Below are 19461 nucleotides of genomic sequence, written 5' to 3' on the forward strand. Positions count from 1 at the left end.
ATGCGCTCAAACTTCTCTCTTGCGTCCGACTTCCATGCCGTGGTGATCGGCGGCGCCGGCGACATTGGCGCCGCAATCAGCAATCAGTTTTGCGACCTCGGCGCGACAGTGACCGCAACGGCGGCCAACGAGACCGATCTGGCGCGCACTTTGCTGAAATCGCGCGCCGGCCTCACACTCGCGACGCTCGACGTCACGAACGACGACGCTGTCGCTTCTTTTGCCCAACAGCAAAAGCGCGTCGATGCGCTGGTCAACTGCGCGGGAATCCTCGCCCGCGACAAGGAATACGAGATCGAGACCTTCATGAGGGTGCTCGACGTCAATCTCACGGGCACATTTCGAACCTGCATGGCGTTCCGCCCGCTTCTCGCCGAGAGCAAGGGCGCGATCGTCAATCTTGCCTCGATGAATGCGACCTTGGCGCTGCCGCGAATCCCGGCTTATTGCGCCAGCAAGGGCGGTGTCGTGATGCTGACCAAAGCGCTCGCGTTGGCATGGGCCGAGCAAGGCATCCGGGTCAATGCGGTTGCCCCCGGCTATATCGAAACGGCGATCAATGCGGCCGGCCGCACCGATCGCGCGCACTATCAGCGCATCGCCGACCGCACCGCGTTCAAGCGCTGGGGTCAGCCGGAGGACATTGCGGGAGCTGTCGCATTCCTCTGCATGCCGGCATCACAATATGCGACCGGCACCGTCGTCGCGGTGGATGGCGGGTTTCTTGCCGGATGAGCCAGGAAACCAACGGATACGGCCTGCATAATGTCGCCGGAAATGTTTGGGAATGGTACGAGGACCGCCTCGCACCGTCGGGAGTCCCCTTGAATCGCGAGCCTGCACCGAACCGCTCGACGCGCGGTAAATCCTGTCTCGAGCCCTACGGCGGCCGCCACCGCTTCGCAGCGAGACCCGAACGCGTCGGTCGGCTCGTCGAGCAAGATCGGCTTTTCTGTCGTGCGCACCGGGCAGCTGCGGGATCCGGCATAGGATGACGCTGGCGACAAATGCCGCGAAGCCGGCCCCTGCTCCCGGCACCCGTCTGTTGCCGCAGTTCTTGCGTAATTTCGTGCGCAATCGCGAGACTGGCCTCGTGCTGGTCGGCATTGTCGTCGGGTTGCTGAGCGGCGTCCTCGTTGCCACGATCTCGGGCCTCAGCCAGGCTTCGCACGCGCTGCTGTTCGACATTCCCCTCGACGCACATCTCAGCGCTACCGGCGTGATTTCCTGGCAGCGCACGCTGCTGATCCCGGCAGTTGGCGGCCTGGTCCTGGCGCTGATCGGGCTGTACTTCGCGCGGCGCGTCAAGGGACAGCAGCTCGCTGACGCCATCGAAGCCAACGCGCTCTATGGCGGCCGGGTGTCGTTCCGCGGCAGCCTGCTGATCTCGATCCAGACTCTGCTGTCCAACGGGTTCGGCGGATCGGTCGGACTGGAAGCGGGATACACGCAGATCTGCTCGATGTTTGGCTCCCATGTCGGCCAGCGCCTCGCCGCCCGCCGCAACGACATGCGGCTGTTGGTGGCCTGCGGCGCGGCGGGGGCGATCAGCGCAGCCTTTTCGGCTCCACTGGCCGGCGCCTTCTATGCCTTCGAGGTCGTGCTGGGAGCCTACACGTCGGCCGCCCTCGTGCCCGTCATCGCCAGCGCCGTCACGGCCTGGCTGGTGGCGCGGGGGTTGACGCATCAGTCCTTTCTGATGGTGCCGGGCTTCCCATCGCCCGTGTCCGTCGAGATGATCGGACAGACCGTGCTGATCGGCATCATTTGCGCATTCGTCAGCATCCTCGTCATGCTCGCGGTCGCATTTTCCGAACGTTGCTTTCAGCGGGTCACGCTTTTCAGCGGCTTCGTGCGCCCGATCCTCGGCGGTCTGCTGCTCGGCGGCCTCGCCCTGCTGACGCCGACCGTGCTCGGCGCCGGCCACGGCGCAATGCAAATCCTGCTGGTCAGCAATCCGAGCTGGCTCCTGCTCACGACAACAATCGTGCTCAAGATCCTGGCATCGGCCGTCTCGCTCGGCTCCGGCTTTCGCGGCGGACTGTTCTTCGCCTCGCTGCTGCTCGGCGCGCTGATCGGGCAGCTCTACAGCGTCGTGCTGACCGGCCCCTTCCCCACGCTCGCGCTTCAGCCCGGCACCGCTGCTATCGCGGCTCTCGCCGCACTCGGAACCGGCGTACTGGGCGCACCGTTCAGCATGGTTTGTCTCGCGCTCGAAATCACCGGCGATTTCTCCGTGACCGTCGGGGCGGTGGTCGCATCATCGGTCTGCGCGCTCATCGTCCGCGAGTTGTTCGGCTACAGTTTTGCGACATGGCGCTTCCATCTGCGCGGCGAGGTGATCCGCGGTCCGCAGGACATCGGCTGGGTCCGTCAGATGAGCGCGGCCTCCCTGATGCGCGCCGACTTCGAGAATGCACTGACGACAATGCCGATCGGCGAGGCGCAGAAGCTGTTCTCGCCGGCCCAGGTCCGACAGGTCGTGCTGCGCGATCCGAACGGCAGCTATGCCGGCATCGTTGCGGCGGCGACGCTGCATTCCGTCACCAATCGGGACGACGATCCGCTCGGGTCGCTGGCCCAGCAGCAGGATGAGTACCTGCTTCCGACCACGTCGGTTCGCGAGATCCTGAAGGCCTTTGAACGGAGCGAAGCCGACGTCCTCGCGGTCGTTGACCGTGCCGACCACCGCGTCACGATTGGCACCTTAAGCGAATCCCATGTGCTGCGCACCTATGGGGAAGAGCTCGAACGCCGGAACCAGGAGCTGTTTTCGCGGTGATACTTGCGCGCTATGGCCTTAGATCCATATCGATCCGCACAAAATCGCCGCGATAGGTGACTTCACCGAGATAGATCACGGTGCGATCGCTCGCCGTGAAGACACGGCGGACTTCGGCGACCGGCGAATTCAAAGGCACGCGCAGCAGCCGCGCCGCCTCGATGTCCGCGGTTCCGATGGTCAATGTCTGGCGGGCGCTGGCGATCGCCGGATCCCTGAGATCGTTGAGGATCGGGATCACCGTCTCGTTGCGAAAGCGCTTGGGAGACCTGCGAAAGATCTTCTCATCGAGATAGATGGAAATGACGCAATAAGGCTGCTTCTGGCGCGAGTGCAGACGGCGCATGAAGACATATTTCTCGGCCGGCTTGCCGTCTTCGGGAAGCAACGGCGCATCGCTCCGGCTTTCCGAGATGTTGATGATCTCCGGCGAGGTGTCGCGGTACATGTCCGCGAGATCGGACAGTGTGGTCTCGACCTTGAGCCAGCGGTCCTGTCGTACAGTCCCGGTGACGAAGGTGCCGCGGCCTTGCTGCGCCTCGATGACACCGTCGCGGGCGAGCAACTCAACGGCCTGCCTGATGGTGACGCGCGAGACGCCGAACTCGGCCGCCAGATCCTCGTTGGCCGGCAGGCGAAAACCTTGACTCCAGACACCGCGCGCAATCCGCTGGCGAAAGATATCGGCAATCTGCGCGTATTTGGGGACGTGACTGTCGGAACTCAATTCCATCTCGCCCTCCGGAAATCAAGCGGCCCAATCACGGCATGACAAGGGCTGCACCGCGTTCCCCGATCATCAAACTGGTCGCATTGGTGTTGGCCGAGGTGATCTGCGGCATCACCGAGGCGTCGATCACGCGCAGCCGCTCGACGCCGCGCACCCGCAGCTGCGGATCGAGTACTGCCCGCTCGTCGCTGCCCATGCGGCAGGTGCCCACGCAGTGAAACACCGTGCCGCCGGTGTTGCGCGCAAACTCCCACAGCCCGGCATCGTTACTTGCGGCCTCGCCCGGCACCATTTCGACGTCCCAGAGCGGGCGGAACGCCTTTTGCTGATAGATCTCGCGCAAGATCTTCAGGCCGGCAACAATGGTCTTGCGGTCGATCTCCTCGGCGAAATAATTGGGCGCGATCAGCGGCTGCTCGAACGGATCGGCCGAGCGGATCGCGAGCTGTCCGCGCGACCGGCCGTGGCATTGCCAGACCGAGGCCGTGAAGCCGGAATAGCTGTGGAGGGGTTCGCCGGGCTTGTCGACGGAGAGCGGCATCACGTTGAACTGCACGTCGGGACGGCCACCGACCGCATATTCGGTACAGGCCGCTCCGCCCACCTGTCCCGCCCCCACCGTCAACGGTCCCCGCCCGGCCAGCATCCATTGGAGCCCCATCTTCGCGAGCGCGACAGGATGACGGACCTGGTCATTGAGCGAGATCCGCTCCTTCAGGCGCACGATCAGCCGCGCCTGGTAATGGTCCTGCAGATTGGAGCCGACTTCGGGCGAGTCGGTGACGACGGCAATGCCGTGCTTGCGAAGCAGGTCGGCCGGACCGATCCCGGAAAGCTGGAGGATTTGCGGCGATTGCAGCGCGCCGCCCGACAGGATCACCTCGCGATCGGCTGTCGCGCGATGAACCTGCCCTTTGCTGATCCACTCGACGCCGGTCGCGACGCGGCCGTTGAAAGTGACTTTGCTCACCTGCGCATGCGTGATGATGGTCAGGTTGCGCCGGTCGGCAATCGGTCGAAGAAAGGCGGATGCCGAGCTGGTCCGCCAATGCCGCCCGATGCCAAGCTGATAGGCACCGACGCCAAGCGTCGTCGCGCCGTTGAAGTCGGGATTGCGCGGCAGGCCGAACTGCACGCCCGCCTCTACCCAGGCCCTCGACGCCGGGTTGTCGTTCCGGAGGTCGGAGACCTCGAACTCACCGAGGCCGCCGTGAAACTGGCTCTCGCCGCCGCGATAGCGCTCGTAGCGCCGGAAATAGGGCAGGACGTCGCGATAGTTCCAGCCGTCGGCGCCGAGACGTTCCCAGTCGTCAAAATCCTCGTGCTGGCCGCGGATGAAGATCAGGCCGTTGATCGACGACGATCCGCCGAGCACGCGGCCACGCGGCCAGACGATGGCGCGGCCGCCGCTTCCTTCCGACGGCTCGGTCTTGAACAGGCGCGAGAAGCGCTCGTCGTAGATGGTCCGGTAATAGCCGACCGGCAGCTTGAGCCAGAAATTCCGGTCCGATCCGCCGGCTTCGAGCAACAACACGCGGCAGGCAGGATCGGCCGACAGTCTGTTTGCGACCACACAGCCGGCCGCCCCCGCACCGACGATGATGTAATCGTAGCCAAGCCCCGACATCACGCGGTCCGGTATTGTTCGATCGAGGCAAGATCGGGCGCAATGCCGAGACCCGCCTCGTCGCCGAGCTCGATCATTCCATCGCTGACGTGAAGCACGGGGCCGCAGAATTGATCCCGCAGCGGGTTCTCGTTGCTGTCGACCTCCAGCAGTCCCTCGCCGCCGACGCCCGCCAGCAGATGCGCCGACGCCAACAGGCCGATGCCGGCGCCGAGATAGTGCGGACAGAACATCTTGCCCGACGTCAGGATGTCGCGGGCGATGCCGGCGCAAGCCGAAAGCCCGCCCCACTTGGCGACGTCAGGCTGGACGACACCGAGAGCCGGCTCGCTCAGCACTTCGGCAAAGCCGGCGTGGCTCGCGATGTTCTCACCGGCAGCGAGCGGAAAACGGATTGTCTCGTGCAGTTGCTTCCATTCCTGCCGCGGACGGTCCGCGCGGATCGGCTCCTCGAGCCAGGCAAGGCCGAACGGTTCGAGCTGCGGCGCACGCTCGAGCGCCTGCGCGATGGTCCAGCCCTGGTTGACGTCGGCCGCAAGCATGCCATCGCCGACAACTCGGCGCAGCGCGGCGAGATTGGCCTGGTCGCCTGCCGGATCGAAGCCGATCTTCAGCTTCAAGGCGCGGTAGCCGCGGCCGAGCGCTGCTTCCGCCGCTCGCTCCGATCCGACCGGATTGATGCCGCTGGCATAGACCTTGATCCGGCTCCGCGATCCGCCGAGCAATCTCCACAACGCAACGTTCCGGCGCCGTGCATGGAGATCCCAGACCGCAAGATCGATGCCGGCGATCGATTGCGCGAACGGGCCCGCTTCGCCGGATTGCAACGCGAGCACCGAAGTTCCCTGCGTCAGTCGCTCGAATGCGGCACCAGGTTCGCTTGCCCTGAATCCGACAAGCGCCGGTGCCAGGACCTCATTGACCAGCCGAACACGATGCTCGGCGCCCGGCGCGGGAAAGTTGCACCAGACCTCGCCCCAGCCCACGTAACCGTCCGTGTCCTCGACCCGAACGAACACGGCAGGCCGGTCCCCCATCCGCCCGAACGAGGTGATGACCGGTGTCGTCAGAGGATAGCGGAAGCCAAAGGCCTGGACGCTCCGGATGGTGAAAGGCGGCGATGTCATGCGCGGAAACCTGCGGCGCCTACGACCAAAGCGGCGCTTGTATGGTCATCCTATTTATAATATGACTTGGGCAAACATCAACTGCAATCTGGGTGGACGCGTCGAATGGACGGAGCTGGCGTGAGACGCTTTGGTCTCGGGTTGATACCGTGGGTCGGTGCGATCCTGCTCTGGTATGCCGTGCGCTGGAGCGGCTTCGTCAACGCATCGCTGATCCCCGCCCCGCACCAGGTCGCCGCGAAGTTCGTCGAGCTTCTCACCAAGGAAGGCCTCCTGATCGACATCTTCGCCTCGACCAGGCGCGTCTTTTTCGGCGTCTCGCTTGGAATTCTGGTCGCGGTGCCGGTCGGCTTTCTGCTCGGATGGTATCGCCCGGCCCGCACCTTCGCCGACCCTATGATCAACTTCTTCCGCGCGCTGCCGCCGATCGCGCTGATCCCGCTCGTCATCGTCTATTTCGGCGTCGACGAGCTCGCAAAGCTCGTCATCCTGTTCTACGCCTCGTTCTTCTCCGGCGTGATCGTCATGTATGAGGGGGTCTCGCAGATCACCCCGCTCTATATCCGCGTGGCGCAGACGCTCGGCGCCAATCAGGCGGAAATCTTTCGCAAGGTGATCATTCCCCTCACCGTTCCGCACATCCTCACCGCGCTGCGGGTCGCGCTTGGCGTGGCCTGGGCGACGCTGGTGGCATCCGAACTGATCGCGGCCCAGCGTGGGCTTGGCGCCATGATCCAGAATGCATCGACCTACTTCCTGCTCGACGTCATCTATGTCGGCATCATCTGCATCGGCCTGATCGCGCTGATCATGGACATGATCCTGCGCAAGATCACCGCCCGGTTGCTGGTCTGGCAGGATCGGGCCATCGCATGACCACGCGTGCACAGTTCGACAAGGTTTCGCTTGCCTTCGAGACCCCGAAGGGACGCCTCAACGTCGTCGAGAATGTCAGCTACGATATCAACGATGGCGATTTCATCGCGGTGATCGGCCCTTCAGGCTGCGGCAAGACCACGATGATGAGCATGCTCGCGGGCTTCCAGAAGCCGACGACCGGAAGGGTGCTGTTCGACGGGCAGCCCGTCACGGGTCCCGGTCCCGAGCGCGGCGTCATCTTCCAGGAATATGGCGTCTTCCCGTGGCTGACGGTGAAACAGAACATCGCTTTCGGCCTGACGCTCCGAGCCAATCACGTCGCGGCCGGTGAGCGCGATTCGATCTGCGATCACTATCTCGGCCTGATGGGGCTGTCCGACTTCGCCAACTCCTATCCGAAGCATTTGTCCGGCGGCATGCGTCAGCGGCTCGCGATCGCGCGGGCTTACGCGGTCAAGCCGCAGTTCCTGCTGATGGACGAGCCGTTCGGTGCGCTCGACGCCCAGACCCGTTCCAACATGCAGAACCTGCTGCTCAAGGTGCTCCAGACCGAAGGCAAGACGGTCATGCTGATCACCCACTCCGTGGAGGAGGCGATCTATCTCGCGTCCCGCATCGTGGTCGTGACCGCGCGGCCGGCGCGGATCAGGCAGATCATCGACGTGCCGTTCGCCTATCCACGCGATGAATCGATCCAGGAACGGGCCGAATTCGGCGAGCTGCGAAGCTATATCAAGCATCTGGTGATGGACGAGTATCGCGCCCAGCAGGCGCAGATGCGTCCGGTCTCATTCTCGGAATAACAACACAGCGGAGGACGACCTATGGATCGGCGACAATTTCTGACCACGACGGCCGGGCTTGCCCTGGGGTCCTTCACCGCCGCAGCTCCTGCGATTGCTCAGGCAAAAACAAAAGTTCGTGTCGGCTATCTGCACACCGTTGCCGTCGACGGCCAGATCTGGACCGGCATGGACCGCGGTTCCTTCGAAAAGCAGGGACTGGATCTCGAGCTGCGGCAGTTCAATACCGGCCTCGAAATCTTCCAGGCGCTGATCGGCGGCAGCCTCGACGTGCTGGCGACGGGCGCCGTGCTCTCGAACTTCCCCGCCCGCGGCCAGGGCAAGGTCTTCCTGATCAACGACATCGAGGTCGCGACCGCACAGCTCTGGGTGCGCGGCGATCAGGGCATCAAGTCATTCGAGGACCTGAAGGGCAAGCGGATCGCAACTGCGACCGGCACCACCGCGCATGTGTTCCTGGACACCGCGCTGCGCGCGAACAAGGTCGATCCCAAAGCGGTCGAGCTCGTCAACCAGACCATGCCGGCCGCCGCAACCGCCTTCATTTCAGGCGCGGTGCCTGCCGTCGCGCTCTGGGTGCCTTTCAACGTGACGGTTCGCGACAAAGTGCCGGGCGCGGTCAAGCTCGCCGACGCCTCAGCCTATTATCCAAAGGCCGCGATCATCGGCGGCTGGGCCGCGGCCAACGACTATTACGAGCCCAACAAGGAAACGCTGGCGAAGCTGATCCGTGGCTGGGCCGATGCCAATGACTACATCATCGCGAACAGCACCGAAGCGATGGAAAAGCTGCAGAAGGGCCATTACAGCCAGACGCCGATGGCCGACATCGACGAATCGTTCAAGGCGCAGAAGATGTTCTCGTCGCGGGACTGGAAGCGGATGTATTCCGACGGCACGGTCACCAACTGGCTGCAGCAATCGACCGACTTCTTCATGGCCAATGCCGGCATCAAGGACTTTACCCCGGCAAGCAAATATTTCGATCCGAGCCTGTATTTGAAAACGATTGCGTGACGCACCTGGACGCAAATCGCGTCCTAGAGGTAGCTCTCGAACGCGACCCGCTGCGCGGGCGTCAAGTGCAGGCCGTGCTTGGTGCGCCGGTCCAGGAAGTCGGCAGGCCGCCTCGCCCACTCATTCTTGCGGAGATACGCCGCTTCGCATTCATAGAACTCGCCGCCGAAATGACGGCCCAGGTCTACGGCGCTGCGGACCGGACCCAGCAGCTGGCGCGCGCGCGTCCCATAAAGACGGGCATAGTGATGGATGAGCGTTCGCGGCAAATCGGGATAGTCGCGTGCCAGCCGATTTGCGAATTCATCGAAACTGCCGCCGATGTCGCCGCCCGGCAGCGGCCGATCCGCGGTCCAGGCCGAGGACAGCTTCGGAAACCACGGCGCGAGGCGCTGCAGCGCCTGCTCCGCCAGCCGGCGGTAGGTCGTGATCTTGCCGCCGAAGATCGACAGCAGCGGCGGCACATCCTGCGCGCCATGAACCTCGAACACATAGTCGCGCGTCACGGCCGACGGATTGTCGGCGTTGTCGTCGTAGAGCGGCCGGACCCCGGAGAATGCATGCACGATCTCGCCGGCCTGCGGCGGCGTTCGGAAATAGCGGCGCAAGACCTGCAACAGGTAATCGGTCTCGTCCTCGCCGATCGCGACGTCCTCGGCGCGGCCGTGATAGGGAATGTCTGTGGTGCCGATCAATGCGAGATCGCCCTCATAGGGGTTGACGAAGATCACCCGGCGATCGCTGTTCTGCAGCAGATAGGCCTGCCGCCCGCTCCAGAATTTCGGCACCACGATATGGCTGCCCTTGACCAGCCGTACGCTCTGGGCCGAGTTCAGGCCCGCCACGCCCTGGATGACATCCTGAACCCACGGCCCGGCGGCGTTGACCAGCGCGCGCGACCGCACGACCTGCGTTGTGCCGTCGTCGCCGTGCATTTCGAGCAGCCAGGTCCCGCCGTCGCGGCGCGCGCGCACCGCCCGCGTGCGCGGCAGGATGCAGGCGCCGTTCTGCGCGGCATCGATCAAATTGAGGATCACCAGCCTGCTGTCATCGACCCAGCAGTCCGAATATTCGAAGCCTCGCCGGAACTCCCGACGCAGCGGCGCGCCCTCCGGAGCGCACGACAGATCCAGGCTGCGGCTCGCCGGCAGTTGCTTGCGGCCACCGAGATGGTCGTAGAGCAACAGGCCGGTGCGGACCAGCCACGCCGGCCGTTGCTCCGGCGAATGCGGCAGCACGAAGCGCATCGGCCAGATGATATGCGGCGCCGACGCGAGCAGCACCTCGCGCTCGATCAGCGCCTCGCGCACCAGGCGGAACTCGTAATATTCGAGATAGCGCAGTCCGCCATGGATCAGCTTGCCCGAGCGCGACGAGGTGCCCTCGGCGAAATCATCCTTCTCGCAAAGCAGCACCTTCAAGCCGCGGCCGGCGGCGTCGCGGGCGATGCCGGCACCGTTGATGCCGCCACCGATGATGGCGATATCGACCAGCCCGTGATCCGTACCTGCGACCGGCGCAGTGCCCGTCATCGCTTGCTGCTGCGCCGTTTCTCGGCGCGGCGCGGCGCCGCCTTTGCGGTCGCGCGGGCCTTGTTCGGCTTCGGCGCCTGCAGACCGTAAGTGGAGAACCCCTTCGCGGTGTCGGCAATCTCCTCGTCGGTCAGGATGACGCGCGAATCGAGCGCCAGCGAGAGGTAGTACTGACGCGCGATGGTCTCGAGCTCGACCGCGAGCCACATCGCCTTGTCGAGATTGGCGCCGAGCGCGATCATGCCGTGATTGGCGAGCAGGCAGCCATTGCGGCCTTCGAGCGCCGCAATCGCATGATCGGACAATTCCTTGGTGCCGTAGCGCGCATAGCCGGCGCAGCGGATTTCGGTGCCGCCGAACGCCGCCATCATGTAATGGCAGGCCGGGATCGGCTTGCGCGCGATCGCGAGCACGGTCGCGTAAGTCGAGTGAGTATGGACGATGGCGCCGACATCGGGCCGGGCGCGCGTGATGTCGAGATGGAAGCGCCATTCGGTGGACGGCTGCAGCGGCCCCTCCCACGCACCATAGTCGCCCTCGAGCGGCATCGAGGCGATCATGTCCGGCTTCATCGAATCGTAGGGGGTCGCCGACGGCGTGATCAGCATCCGGTCCTTGTAGCGGGCGGAGATGTTGCCCGATGTCCCCTGGTTGAGACCCGACGCATTCATCCACCGGCACTTGGCGATGATCGCCTCGCGCAACTGTCGTTCCTCACGGGTCATACGAACTGCCTTTCTCTTCAGCACGGATTGCGTGGCGGCTCGCCGGCCAGGAAGCGACGAACCTCTTCGGCCGCCTGTCCGGCGGCCACGGTGACGGTACGCACGGAGGCGCCGGCGATGTGCGGCGTCAGCGTGACGTTGGGAAGTCGCAGCAGCGGCCAGTCCGCCGGAACCGGCTCGACCGCGAAGGTGTCGAGCATGGCGCCGCCGAGATGCCCCGATGCCAGCGCATCATGCAGCGCTTCGTAGTCGACCAGCGGACCGCGCGCGGTGTTGATCAGGAACGCGCCCGGCTTGATCCGCGCCAGAGCCTCGCGCCCGATGAAACGGGTGGTCTCCGGCGTCACCCGGGCGTGCAGCGTGACGACGTCGGCGCGGCCGAGCAATTCGCCGAGCGCGACATGCTCGACGCCGTCATTGCGGTCCTGGGCGCTGAGCTGGACATAGGGATCGGCGACCAGGATCTTGCAGCCGAAGGCCTTCAGCAGCTTGACCACGCGGCTGCCGATCGCGCCGTAGCCGACAATGCCGACCGTCATCTCGCCGAGCTCGCGCCCGGTGCGGTCGGCGCGATAGAGATCGCCGCGCCATTCCCCGCCTCGCAGCGCCTCGTGACCACTGCGGATCAGGCGTGTCTCGGCCAGAATGGCGCCGATGGTGAACTCCGCGACCGCACCCGCATTGCGGCCGGGCGTATTGACTACCAGCACGTTGTGGTCGCGCGCCGCCTGCATGTCGATGTTGACCGGGCCGCCGCGCGACACCGCAATGAACTTCAGCGTCGGCAGCCGTTCCAGCATCGACCGCGAGATCGGCGCCAGATGGGTGACGAGCAGTTCGGCATCGCCGATGAAGCCGATGATCTCGTCGGGCTGCCCCATGAATTCCTTCAGGCCATCGAGCTTCGAGCCGGCGTAACCGTGCTCCATCGGCTCGTCCGGCCAAGGCTGCTCCAGGGTGCGGATGTCGACGCCATCGCCGCAGGCTGACCGGATGTGCTCGGCGAACACCGAGGGCAGCATGAAGCGGTCACCGACGATGGCGATGGACTTAGACATGATCGCCTCCGGCGCGCAGCGCGGCGAGTTGCTTCCAGACCGGCCGCGACGCCAGCCTTGCCTCGAGATAGGTCGGGAAGATGCTGGCATAGCGCTTCGCCAGCGCAGCGTCCGGCGATTGCGGCGCACTGAGATGCGGCGCGACCCACTGCTCGGCGCAGGCGCGCATGTCGGGATAGGCATCGATCGCGACCGCCGCGATCATCGCAGCGCCCGCGGCGCCGGCCTCGGCGCGGCTGCAGATCCGGACGTCGCAATCCAGCGCGGCCCCGAGGATGGCGCCAAGCGCACGGCTCTTCGCCGCGCCGCCTGTGATCCTGACATCGCGCGGCAGCGACCCCATCGCCGTGTAACAATCCCGTGCGGCGAAGGCCAGGCCCTCCATCACGCCGCGCATCAGGTCGCCATAGCGGTGGCGCGACCGCAAGCCGAAGAATTGCGCGCTGGCCTCATGCGCGACGAACGGACCACGCTCGCCGGCATCGGAGATGAACGGGTGGAACAGCACCTCGCCGGGCCTCGCCCGCAGCACCTGATCGTCGAGCCGGCGGATCAGTTCGGCGCGCGTGCGCGTCACGCCTTCCGCCGCCAGCATGTCGCAGGCGAGATCGAGCATCCAGTCAATGTTCAGCGTCGCCGCCATGTTGGACTGCATCTGGGCATAATGACCGGGCACGGGGAACGGCATGGTATAGCCGGTTGCCTCCCGATTCAGTGTCACCGCGTCGGCGCTCGGTACCAGCCGCATATGCATGCCGGTCGACCCGATGATGGTGCAGCCGACATCGGGTGACGGATCGTAGAGCCCGGCGCCGAGCGCATTGCAGATCACGTCCACATAGCCGAGGCAGACCGGCACACCTTCCGGCAGGCCGATCTCGATGGCGGCGGCCGCGGTCAGCGGATGCGTCATGACCGCGCCGTCAACGACCGGCGGGAACAGGCGCGTCAGGTCGGCGATACCGATCAACCGCGCGGTCTCTGCGTCGAATGCTCGCTTGCGGAAATCGCCGCAGGAGAACGTGGCTTCCGACGGATCGGTTGCGCGTTCACCGGTGAGCAGGAAATAAAGCCAGTCCTTGCAGTGGAAGGCCGTGGTCGCGCTGGCGATCGTGTCGGGCATGTGGGCCTGCAGCCACGCCAGTTGCGGCCCTTGCTGGCAGGCATTGAGCCCGGAGCCGGTTCGACGGTAAAGGATCGCGTTGTGCTCGCCGCCGCGAATCGCCTCGACCAGCCGCCCGGCGCGCGAGTCGAGCCACAGCAGCGCCGGCGCGACCGGCCGGCCGTCGTCATCGATCAGCCAGGTGCCGTCGCCCTGCCCGGTCACCGCGACGGCCGCGATCCGCGCCGACAGGTCAGGCGCGGACTTCGCCAGCGCACGAATGACCGCGACCGTATCGCTCCAGGTCTGCGCCATGTCCTGCTCGACATGGCCGCCGGCCAGGCTGCTGTACGCATTCGGCCGCGAGACATCTGCGAGTTGCTCGCCGGTCAGCGTGAACGCCACCGCCTTGATCAGGGAGGTGCCGGCGTCAATGCCGATGATAACGTCGCGGCTGGCCGAAGCGGTCATCGTCACGCTCCCTCCGCATGGCGAATGTAGGTTCCGTCGCTGCCAAAGATGTGCAGGTGACGCGGCTCCAGCGCAAACGAGATGATCTCTCCCGGCCGCGCGGCGACACGGCCCGGTATGACCGCGATCAGCATGCGGCCACCGCAATCGCCGGCGACATGCGATTGATCGCCGAGCCACTGGTTGGAGACGACCTTGACCCTGACGTCACCGGTCCCGACCACGATCTTCTGCGGACGAATGCCGATCCGCACCTGCGGCGTGGCCACGAGCGTCTTCGCCGCCTCAACGTCGAGTCCGGCGCCGGCGATATCGAAACCCATGTCGGTTCCGACCGACAGACGGAAGCCACCATCGGACCGCGTCACCTCGGCGTCGAGCAGGTTCATCGGCGGCTCGCCGATGAAGCTTGCAACGAACAGATTGGCCGGTCGGCCCTTCAGCTCCTTCTCGCTGGCGAACTGCTGCAGCAGGCCGCCTTCCATGACAGCGATGCGGTCGGCCAGCGCACTCGCTTCGGTCTGGTCGTGGGTGACGAAGATCGCGGTCATGCCGCGCTCGGCAAGCAGGCTCTTGATCCGGCCGCGCAGCACCGCGCGCAGCTGCGGTTCGAGCTGCCCCATTGGCTCATCGAGCAGATAGAGATCGGCGTCGCGCACCAGCGCCCGCGCCAGCGACACGCGCTGCTGCTGGCCGCCTGAGATCGCGCGCGGATAGCTGTCGAGGATGTCCTCGATCTCGACCAGACGGGCGATCTCGCCGACGCGACGCGTCACCTCGGCTCGCGGCAACTGGGCAGATTTCAGCGCGAACGCGATGTTCTCGCGGACCGTGAGCGGCGGATAGAGCGAGTAGCCCTCGAACGCCATCGCGACCTTGCGCCGCGCCGGCGGCAGCTCGTGGATCCGCCGCCCGCCGAGCGCGATCGATCCGGCGGAGACGTCCTCGAAGCCTGCGATCATGCGCAATGTCGAGGTCTTGCCGCAGCCCGACGATCCCAGCAGTGCGACGATCTCGCCTTTTTCGACCGCCATGTCGAGCGCGCGCACCGCGTGCACCGGCTCCTTGCCGCGGCTGCGATAGACCTTGTCGATGCCCCGAAGCTCGAGCATGTCCATGACCATTCGCTCCTATGCCGCCTTGAGCCGGTGCGACGCCCCGATCCGCAGCCCGGTGGCGCGATCGAACAGCATCGCGGCGTCGGGCGCAAAGCGAACGAAAATAGCATCGTCAGCCGCGCCTTGCGGCGCATCCGGCGGCAGCGCCGCCAGCCACTCCGTGCCGTCGGCAAGACGGAGCAGCAGCACCGCCTTCTCGTGCATCGGCGTGATCGCGAGAATGCGCGCCGGGATGGCGTCGTCGGTGGATGCAGACGAAACCACGAGATCCTCAGGCCGGACGCCCAGCCAACATGCACCGGCAGGTGCTGCGCCATCGGCCGCGCCGAGCCGCATCCTGGCGCCGGCGATGTCAGCCGACAGCATGCCGTGCTCCGCTACTGGCGAGACTTCCGCGAGGTTAATGGTCGGATCGCCGAACAGGCGCGCGACCGCGACCGATGCGGGTTGGGCATAGATATCGGTCGGCGTCGCGACCTGCGCGAGCCGGCCGTCGATCAAGACCGCGATGCGGTCGGCGATCGCCATCGCCTCGCGATAGTCCTGGGTCACGTAGAGCACCGCGGCAGTGCCGCGACGCAGCAGGTTCGGCAGCTCGAGCCGCATCTCGTAGCGCAGCTTGGCGTCGACATTGCGCAGCGGATCATCCAGCAGCAGAACATCCGGATTGCCGATCAGCGCCCGCGCCAGCGCCGTGCGCTGCTTCTGTCCGTTCGACAATTCGCGCGGCGCGTGACCGAGCACGTGCTCGATCTTGAGCAGCCTGCTGATCGCGGCAACGCGGCCGGCGACATCGCCGCCGCCGCCCTTGGCGCGCAGGCCGCTTGCAATATTGTCGCGGGCGGTCATGTGCGGGAACAAGGCAAAGTTCTGGAATGCCATGCCGATCCCGCGCCGCTCGGGCGGAGCACCGACGACCGAGCGGCCGCCGACCAGGATGTCGCCGTCGTCGGGCTCGAACATGCCCGCGATCATGCGCAGCAGCACGGTCTTGCCGCTGCCGGACGGTCCGAACACCGCCACGATCTCGCCGGGCTCGATCGCCAGCGACAATCCGTCGGCGGGCCGTGCCGCACCGAATGCCTTGCTCACCGAGTTGATCTCGAGACGCGCCATTGGATCAGCCTTTCACCGCGCCGAGCGAGAGACCCTCGACCAGATAGCGCTGCGCATAGAGCGCAAGCAACAGCGTCGGCGTCACCGACAGCACGATCGCCGCCGCGATCTGGCCGTACTGGATACCGGACGCGGTGACGAAGGCGAGCGCGCCGACCGTCACCGGCTGCTTGTCGGCGGAGGCCAGGATCAGCGCGAAGATGAAATTGTTCCAGCAGAAGATGAACGACAGCAAACCCGCCGCGGCGATCCCCGGTCCTGCCAGCGGCACCGCGATCCTGGTGAAGGCCTCGCGCCAGGAATGCCCGGCCAGTCGGTAGGCATGCTCGATATCAGGGCTGATATCCTCGAAATAGCCGCGCACGATCCAAAGGATCAGCGGCAGCGCGATCAACTGATAGACCCAGACGATCCCGAAATAGGTGTCGTTGAGTCCGAGCTCCTGGTAGTACAGCGACAGCGGCAGCAGCACGAGCAGCGGCGGCGCAAAGCGGAACGACAGCAGCGTGAAGGCGATGCTCTCGCCGAGGCGGAATTTGAAGCGCGCAAAGGCGTAGGCCGCCGGCACGCCGAGCAGCAGCGCCAGCAGCACCGCCGCGCTCGACAGCACGACGCTGTTGAAGAGGTTGCGCATGAAGGAGATCTGCAGATTGCCGGCCGCGGTGCGCAGCTGGCCGGAGATCAGCGCCTCGTAATTGGCAAGCGTCGGCTCGAACAGGATCCGCGGCGGAATCCGCAGGATCTGCTCGTTGGTCTGGAACGACATCAGGAAGATCCAGACGATCGGAAACATGAAGAAGATCAGGATCAGCGTGAGCGCCACGCCGCGGAAGATGCGACCGGCAAGGCTGGAATGTTCCATCGCTCCCCTCCCCGTCACGCGTGGCCGTGCGCACGCGCGCGCAGCCGCAGCCAGTTCTTGATGAAGATGTTCGACAGGATGTTGGTGATGAGCCAGAGGATCATCAACAGCGCCGCCGATCTGCCGACATTGGTGTACTGGAAGAATTCCAGATAGGCCTGCACCTGGAACACCATCAGCCGGTCGCCCGGCCCGCCCTGCGTCATCGCATAGATGATGTCGAACTGCTGGATCGAATCGAGCAGCCGGAACAGCGACGCCGTGATGATGTAGGGCGCCAGCATCGGCAGCGTGATGCGGAAGAACACAAAGCTCGCCGGCACGCCGTCGAGTGCCGCGGCTTCGAACGGCTGCCGCGGCAGCGAGCGCAGCCCCGCCAGCAGCAGGATCATGATGAACGGCGTGTAGACCCAGACATCGACCAGCACGACCGTGAACAGCGCACTCGATGGATCGGAGGCCCATTTGAAATCGGTGACGCCGAACAGGCCGACCAGATAGGACAGGATGCCGAAGCTCGGATTGGTCATCAGCTTCCACATCAGCGCGGCGATCGCCGGCGCCGTCATCAGCGGCAGCAGCAGCATGATCGACACTGCATTGTGGAAGCGGGTGGGCCGGCGCAGCAGCAGCGCGATGCCAAGACCGAGCAGCAGCTCGAGCACGACCGTGACCACAGTATAGGTGATCGAGACGCGGAACGTATTCCAGAACGCCGGGTCGGACAGGAAGTCGATGTAGTTTCCGGCGCCGATGAAGCCGCGCAGATGAGGCAGGTTCAGCCGGTAGCGCTGCAGCGAGTAGACCGCCGCGGTCACGAACGGAACCAGGATCGCCACGCAGACGAGCAGCGCCGGCAGGCTGAGCAGATAGGGCAAGAGGCGCACGCGCGGCCTTGGTTTGGCCGGCGCTGCCTGCGCGTTCGTCTGGAGGAGTTGGACCATGCTCATGATGATAAGAGATCGCGTTCGGCTGGCAAACGCCGCCGGCTCGGATGGGACAAGGGTCCGAGCCGGCGGATGGGTGCGGTGCGGGGGATCAGGCACCGCACAGTTGATCCGTCAGCCGAGACCGGCCTGCTTGAGCTGGCGGTTGATGCTGTCGGCGAGCTTGTCGAGCCCTTCGTCGACGCTGACCTCCTTGGCCACCATCTTCTGCAGCGAAGCGGCCCATTCCGTCGTCAGGTCGAAGAACAGCGGCTGCGCCGTGAAGTAGATCTTGGCGCCGGGCGACGACATGTCGTGCTGCTCGAGATAGCCGGGATAGGATTTCGCGATGCGGTCGCGGAATTCGCTGTCCTTCCACACCGATGCGCGCACCGGATTGACGAAGTCCATCTTGCGCGCGCCGAACAGATCGTGCTCGACGGATGCCGCCCACTGCATGAACAGCCAGGCCGCCTCCTTCTGCTTGGAGAAGCTCGACATCGCGAGCGACCAGATCCAGACGTTCGGGGTCGGCGCCTTGGCGGCCGGATTGGCCGCGAACGGCGCATAGCCAAGATGCCCCTTCTCCTTGTTGTCGCCGCCGTTCATGAAGTAGCCGAGGATGTCGGCGTCGAAGATCATGCCCGAGGCGCCGGCGCCGAGATCGGTGCCGACCTGGTACCAAGTGTAGGTCGACCAGTTTTTCGGGCCCGAGGTCTGGATCATCTTGACCCATTTGTCGTGGAAATCCTTCGAGGCCTTGGTGTTCATCGCGGCCTTCAGCTTGCCGCCCTCCATCACGAAATCCTTCTGGCCGAAGTTCGAATAGGCAGACAGGAAACCGGGATGGATGGTCGCCCAGGAGCGCGAGCCGCGCACGCCGACGCCGTAGGGACCGCCGGCGTCCTTGGTGATCTTGGCCGCGACCTCCAGCATCTCGTCGAGGTTCTTCGGCGGCTTGACGCCGACCTTGTCGAAGACGTTGCGGTTGTAGGTGATGTTGTTGAGCTCATAGCCCCAGGGGATGCACCACTGCTTGGCCTTGCCCGTGCCGAGCTCGGAGCCGGCGACGCCGTCCCACGCGGTCGAGGCGCGCAGGCCCGGAAGCACGTCGTCCCAGGCGAAGGCCGGATTGGTCTTGGCGGGGTCCTTGATGTAGGTGTTGAGGTCTTCGATCCAGCCCGCCGGACCATAGGTCCAGGTCATGTAGGCGCCGGTCATGAAGGCATCGTACTGGTCCGACTTCGACGACAGCGCCGCCGTCACCTTGTCGAAATAGACGTCCTCCGGGAAGATGTCGTAGGTGACGTTCATGCCGGTGAGCGTCTTGAACGCCTCGATGTCGCCGATCATCGCGTCGACATAGGGGTGCTTGTTGAGCAGCAGCTTGACGCTCTTGCCGCTCTGGGCCTTCCAGTTGAAGTCGGCGGCCATCGCCTTCGACATGGAGGAGGCGAAAGCGGCGTTGGCGGCGATCCCCGCGATGCCGAGCTTGGCGGCGCCGTCCAGGAGATCGCGGCGGCTGATGCGTTTGGCAGCGTAGGAGTCGAATAGATTCTTCTCGCGATCGAACATGTATTTCCTCT

At 65.1% G+C, this 19461-nt stretch carries 18 protein-coding genes; 6 read left to right on the forward strand and 12 right to left on the reverse strand.

Features of this window, described 5'->3' with window-relative positions:
- The 3 genes from ACVMIH_RS17990 to ACVMIH_RS18000 are packed head-to-tail and all read left to right on the forward strand — an operon-like array spanning position 1 to position 2782.
- A complete protein-coding gene (locus tag ACVMIH_RS17990) occupies positions 1-735 on the forward strand; it encodes an SDR family NAD(P)-dependent oxidoreductase (RefSeq protein ID WP_456862730.1) in 735 nt (244 codons plus the stop codon).
- The gene (locus ACVMIH_RS17995; RefSeq protein WP_456782225.1) at positions 732-995 is read left to right on the forward strand and encodes an SUMF1/EgtB/PvdO family nonheme iron enzyme; all 264 of its coding nucleotides are present in this window, start codon (positions 732-734) and stop codon (positions 993-995) included. Before ACVMIH_RS17990 ends, ACVMIH_RS17995 begins: the two co-directional genes overlap by 4 nt.
- The gene (locus tag ACVMIH_RS18000; RefSeq protein WP_456782226.1) at positions 992-2782 is read left to right on the forward strand and encodes a chloride channel protein; all 1791 of its coding nucleotides are present in this window, start codon (positions 992-994) and stop codon (positions 2780-2782) included. The genes ACVMIH_RS17995 and ACVMIH_RS18000 overlap by 4 nt, the downstream gene beginning before the upstream one ends.
- Positions 2783-2792: 10 nt before the next feature.
- Here the strand turns inward: ACVMIH_RS18000 and ACVMIH_RS18005 are convergent, their stop codons facing one another.
- Genes ACVMIH_RS18005 through ACVMIH_RS18015 form a run of 3 tightly spaced genes read right to left on the reverse strand, consistent with a single transcriptional unit; the run spans position 2793 to position 6266 of the window.
- Complete coding sequence (locus tag ACVMIH_RS18005; RefSeq protein ID WP_028335658.1) at positions 2793-3515, reverse strand: GntR family transcriptional regulator; 723 nt, start codon at positions 3513-3515, stop codon at positions 2793-2795.
- A 28-nt stretch (positions 3516-3543) separates the two neighbouring features.
- Complete coding sequence (locus tag ACVMIH_RS18010) at positions 3544-5139, reverse strand: GMC family oxidoreductase (RefSeq protein WP_456862733.1); 1596 nt, start codon at positions 5137-5139, stop codon at positions 3544-3546.
- Positions 5139-6266: a mandelate racemase/muconate lactonizing enzyme family protein gene (locus ACVMIH_RS18015; protein ID WP_456862736.1), complete on the reverse strand. Its 1128-nt coding sequence runs from the start codon at positions 6264-6266 to the stop codon at positions 5139-5141. Before ACVMIH_RS18015 ends, ACVMIH_RS18010 begins: the two co-directional genes overlap by 1 nt.
- A 120-nt stretch (positions 6267-6386) precedes the next feature.
- On the opposite strand from ACVMIH_RS18015, the gene ACVMIH_RS18020 reads away from it, so the two are divergent.
- Genes ACVMIH_RS18020 through ACVMIH_RS18030 form a run of 3 tightly spaced genes read left to right on the forward strand, consistent with a single transcriptional unit; the run spans position 6387 to position 8965 of the window.
- Positions 6387-7142, forward strand: a complete 756-nt coding sequence (locus ACVMIH_RS18020; RefSeq protein ID WP_225163506.1) for an ABC transporter permease — start codon at positions 6387-6389, stop codon at positions 7140-7142.
- Complete coding sequence (locus ACVMIH_RS18025; protein ID WP_456862739.1) at positions 7139-7948, forward strand: ABC transporter ATP-binding protein; 810 nt, start codon at positions 7139-7141, stop codon at positions 7946-7948. The genes ACVMIH_RS18020 and ACVMIH_RS18025 overlap by 4 nt, the downstream gene beginning before the upstream one ends.
- A 21-nt stretch (positions 7949-7969) precedes the next feature.
- The gene (locus tag ACVMIH_RS18030; RefSeq protein WP_456862742.1) at positions 7970-8965 is read left to right on the forward strand and encodes an ABC transporter substrate-binding protein; all 996 of its coding nucleotides are present in this window, start codon (positions 7970-7972) and stop codon (positions 8963-8965) included.
- A gap of 23 nt (positions 8966-8988) precedes the next feature.
- On the opposite strand, the gene ACVMIH_RS18035 is transcribed toward ACVMIH_RS18030, so the two are convergent.
- From ACVMIH_RS18035 to ACVMIH_RS18075, 9 genes are all read right to left on the reverse strand, one after another.
- Complete coding sequence (locus ACVMIH_RS18035; protein WP_456862744.1) at positions 8989-10497, reverse strand: glycerol-3-phosphate dehydrogenase; 1509 nt, start codon at positions 10495-10497, stop codon at positions 8989-8991.
- Positions 10494-11222 carry a class II aldolase/adducin family protein gene (locus tag ACVMIH_RS18040; RefSeq protein WP_057021032.1) on the reverse strand — a complete coding sequence of 243 codons (729 nt, stop codon included), beginning with the start codon at positions 11220-11222 and terminating at the stop codon, positions 10494-10496. The genes ACVMIH_RS18035 and ACVMIH_RS18040 overlap by 4 nt, the downstream gene beginning before the upstream one ends.
- Before the next feature lie 17 nt (positions 11223-11239).
- Positions 11240-12280, reverse strand: coding sequence for a 2-hydroxyacid dehydrogenase (locus ACVMIH_RS18045; RefSeq protein WP_057021033.1), 1041 nt, complete (start codon positions 12278-12280; stop codon positions 11240-11242).
- Positions 12273-13853: an FGGY family carbohydrate kinase gene (locus ACVMIH_RS18050; protein ID WP_456862747.1), complete on the reverse strand. Its 1581-nt coding sequence runs from the start codon at positions 13851-13853 to the stop codon at positions 12273-12275. Before ACVMIH_RS18050 ends, ACVMIH_RS18045 begins: the two co-directional genes overlap by 8 nt.
- A gap of 2 nt (positions 13854-13855) precedes the next feature.
- The gene (locus ACVMIH_RS18055) at positions 13856-14971 is read right to left on the reverse strand and encodes an ABC transporter ATP-binding protein (RefSeq protein WP_456862750.1); all 1116 of its coding nucleotides are present in this window, start codon (positions 14969-14971) and stop codon (positions 13856-13858) included.
- A 12-nt stretch (positions 14972-14983) separates the two neighbouring features.
- A complete protein-coding gene (locus ACVMIH_RS18060) occupies positions 14984-16087 on the reverse strand; it encodes an ABC transporter ATP-binding protein (RefSeq protein WP_456862754.1) in 1104 nt (367 codons plus the stop codon).
- A 4-nt stretch (positions 16088-16091) separates the two neighbouring features.
- Positions 16092-16949, reverse strand: a complete 858-nt coding sequence (locus ACVMIH_RS18065; RefSeq protein WP_456862757.1) for a carbohydrate ABC transporter permease — start codon at positions 16947-16949, stop codon at positions 16092-16094.
- 14 nt (positions 16950-16963) lie between these two features.
- Positions 16964-17893 (reverse strand): carbohydrate ABC transporter permease, encoded by a 930-nt coding sequence (locus ACVMIH_RS18070; RefSeq protein ID WP_210262648.1) that lies wholly within the window; start codon positions 17891-17893, stop codon positions 16964-16966.
- A 117-nt stretch (positions 17894-18010) separates the two neighbouring features.
- Entirely contained in the window at positions 18011-19450 is a 1440-nt protein-coding gene (locus ACVMIH_RS18075; protein ID WP_057021038.1) for an extracellular solute-binding protein, read from the reverse strand.
- Positions 19451-19461 lie beyond the last annotated feature (11 nt).

This window comes from Bradyrhizobium sp. USDA 4503 (assembly GCF_054055815.1).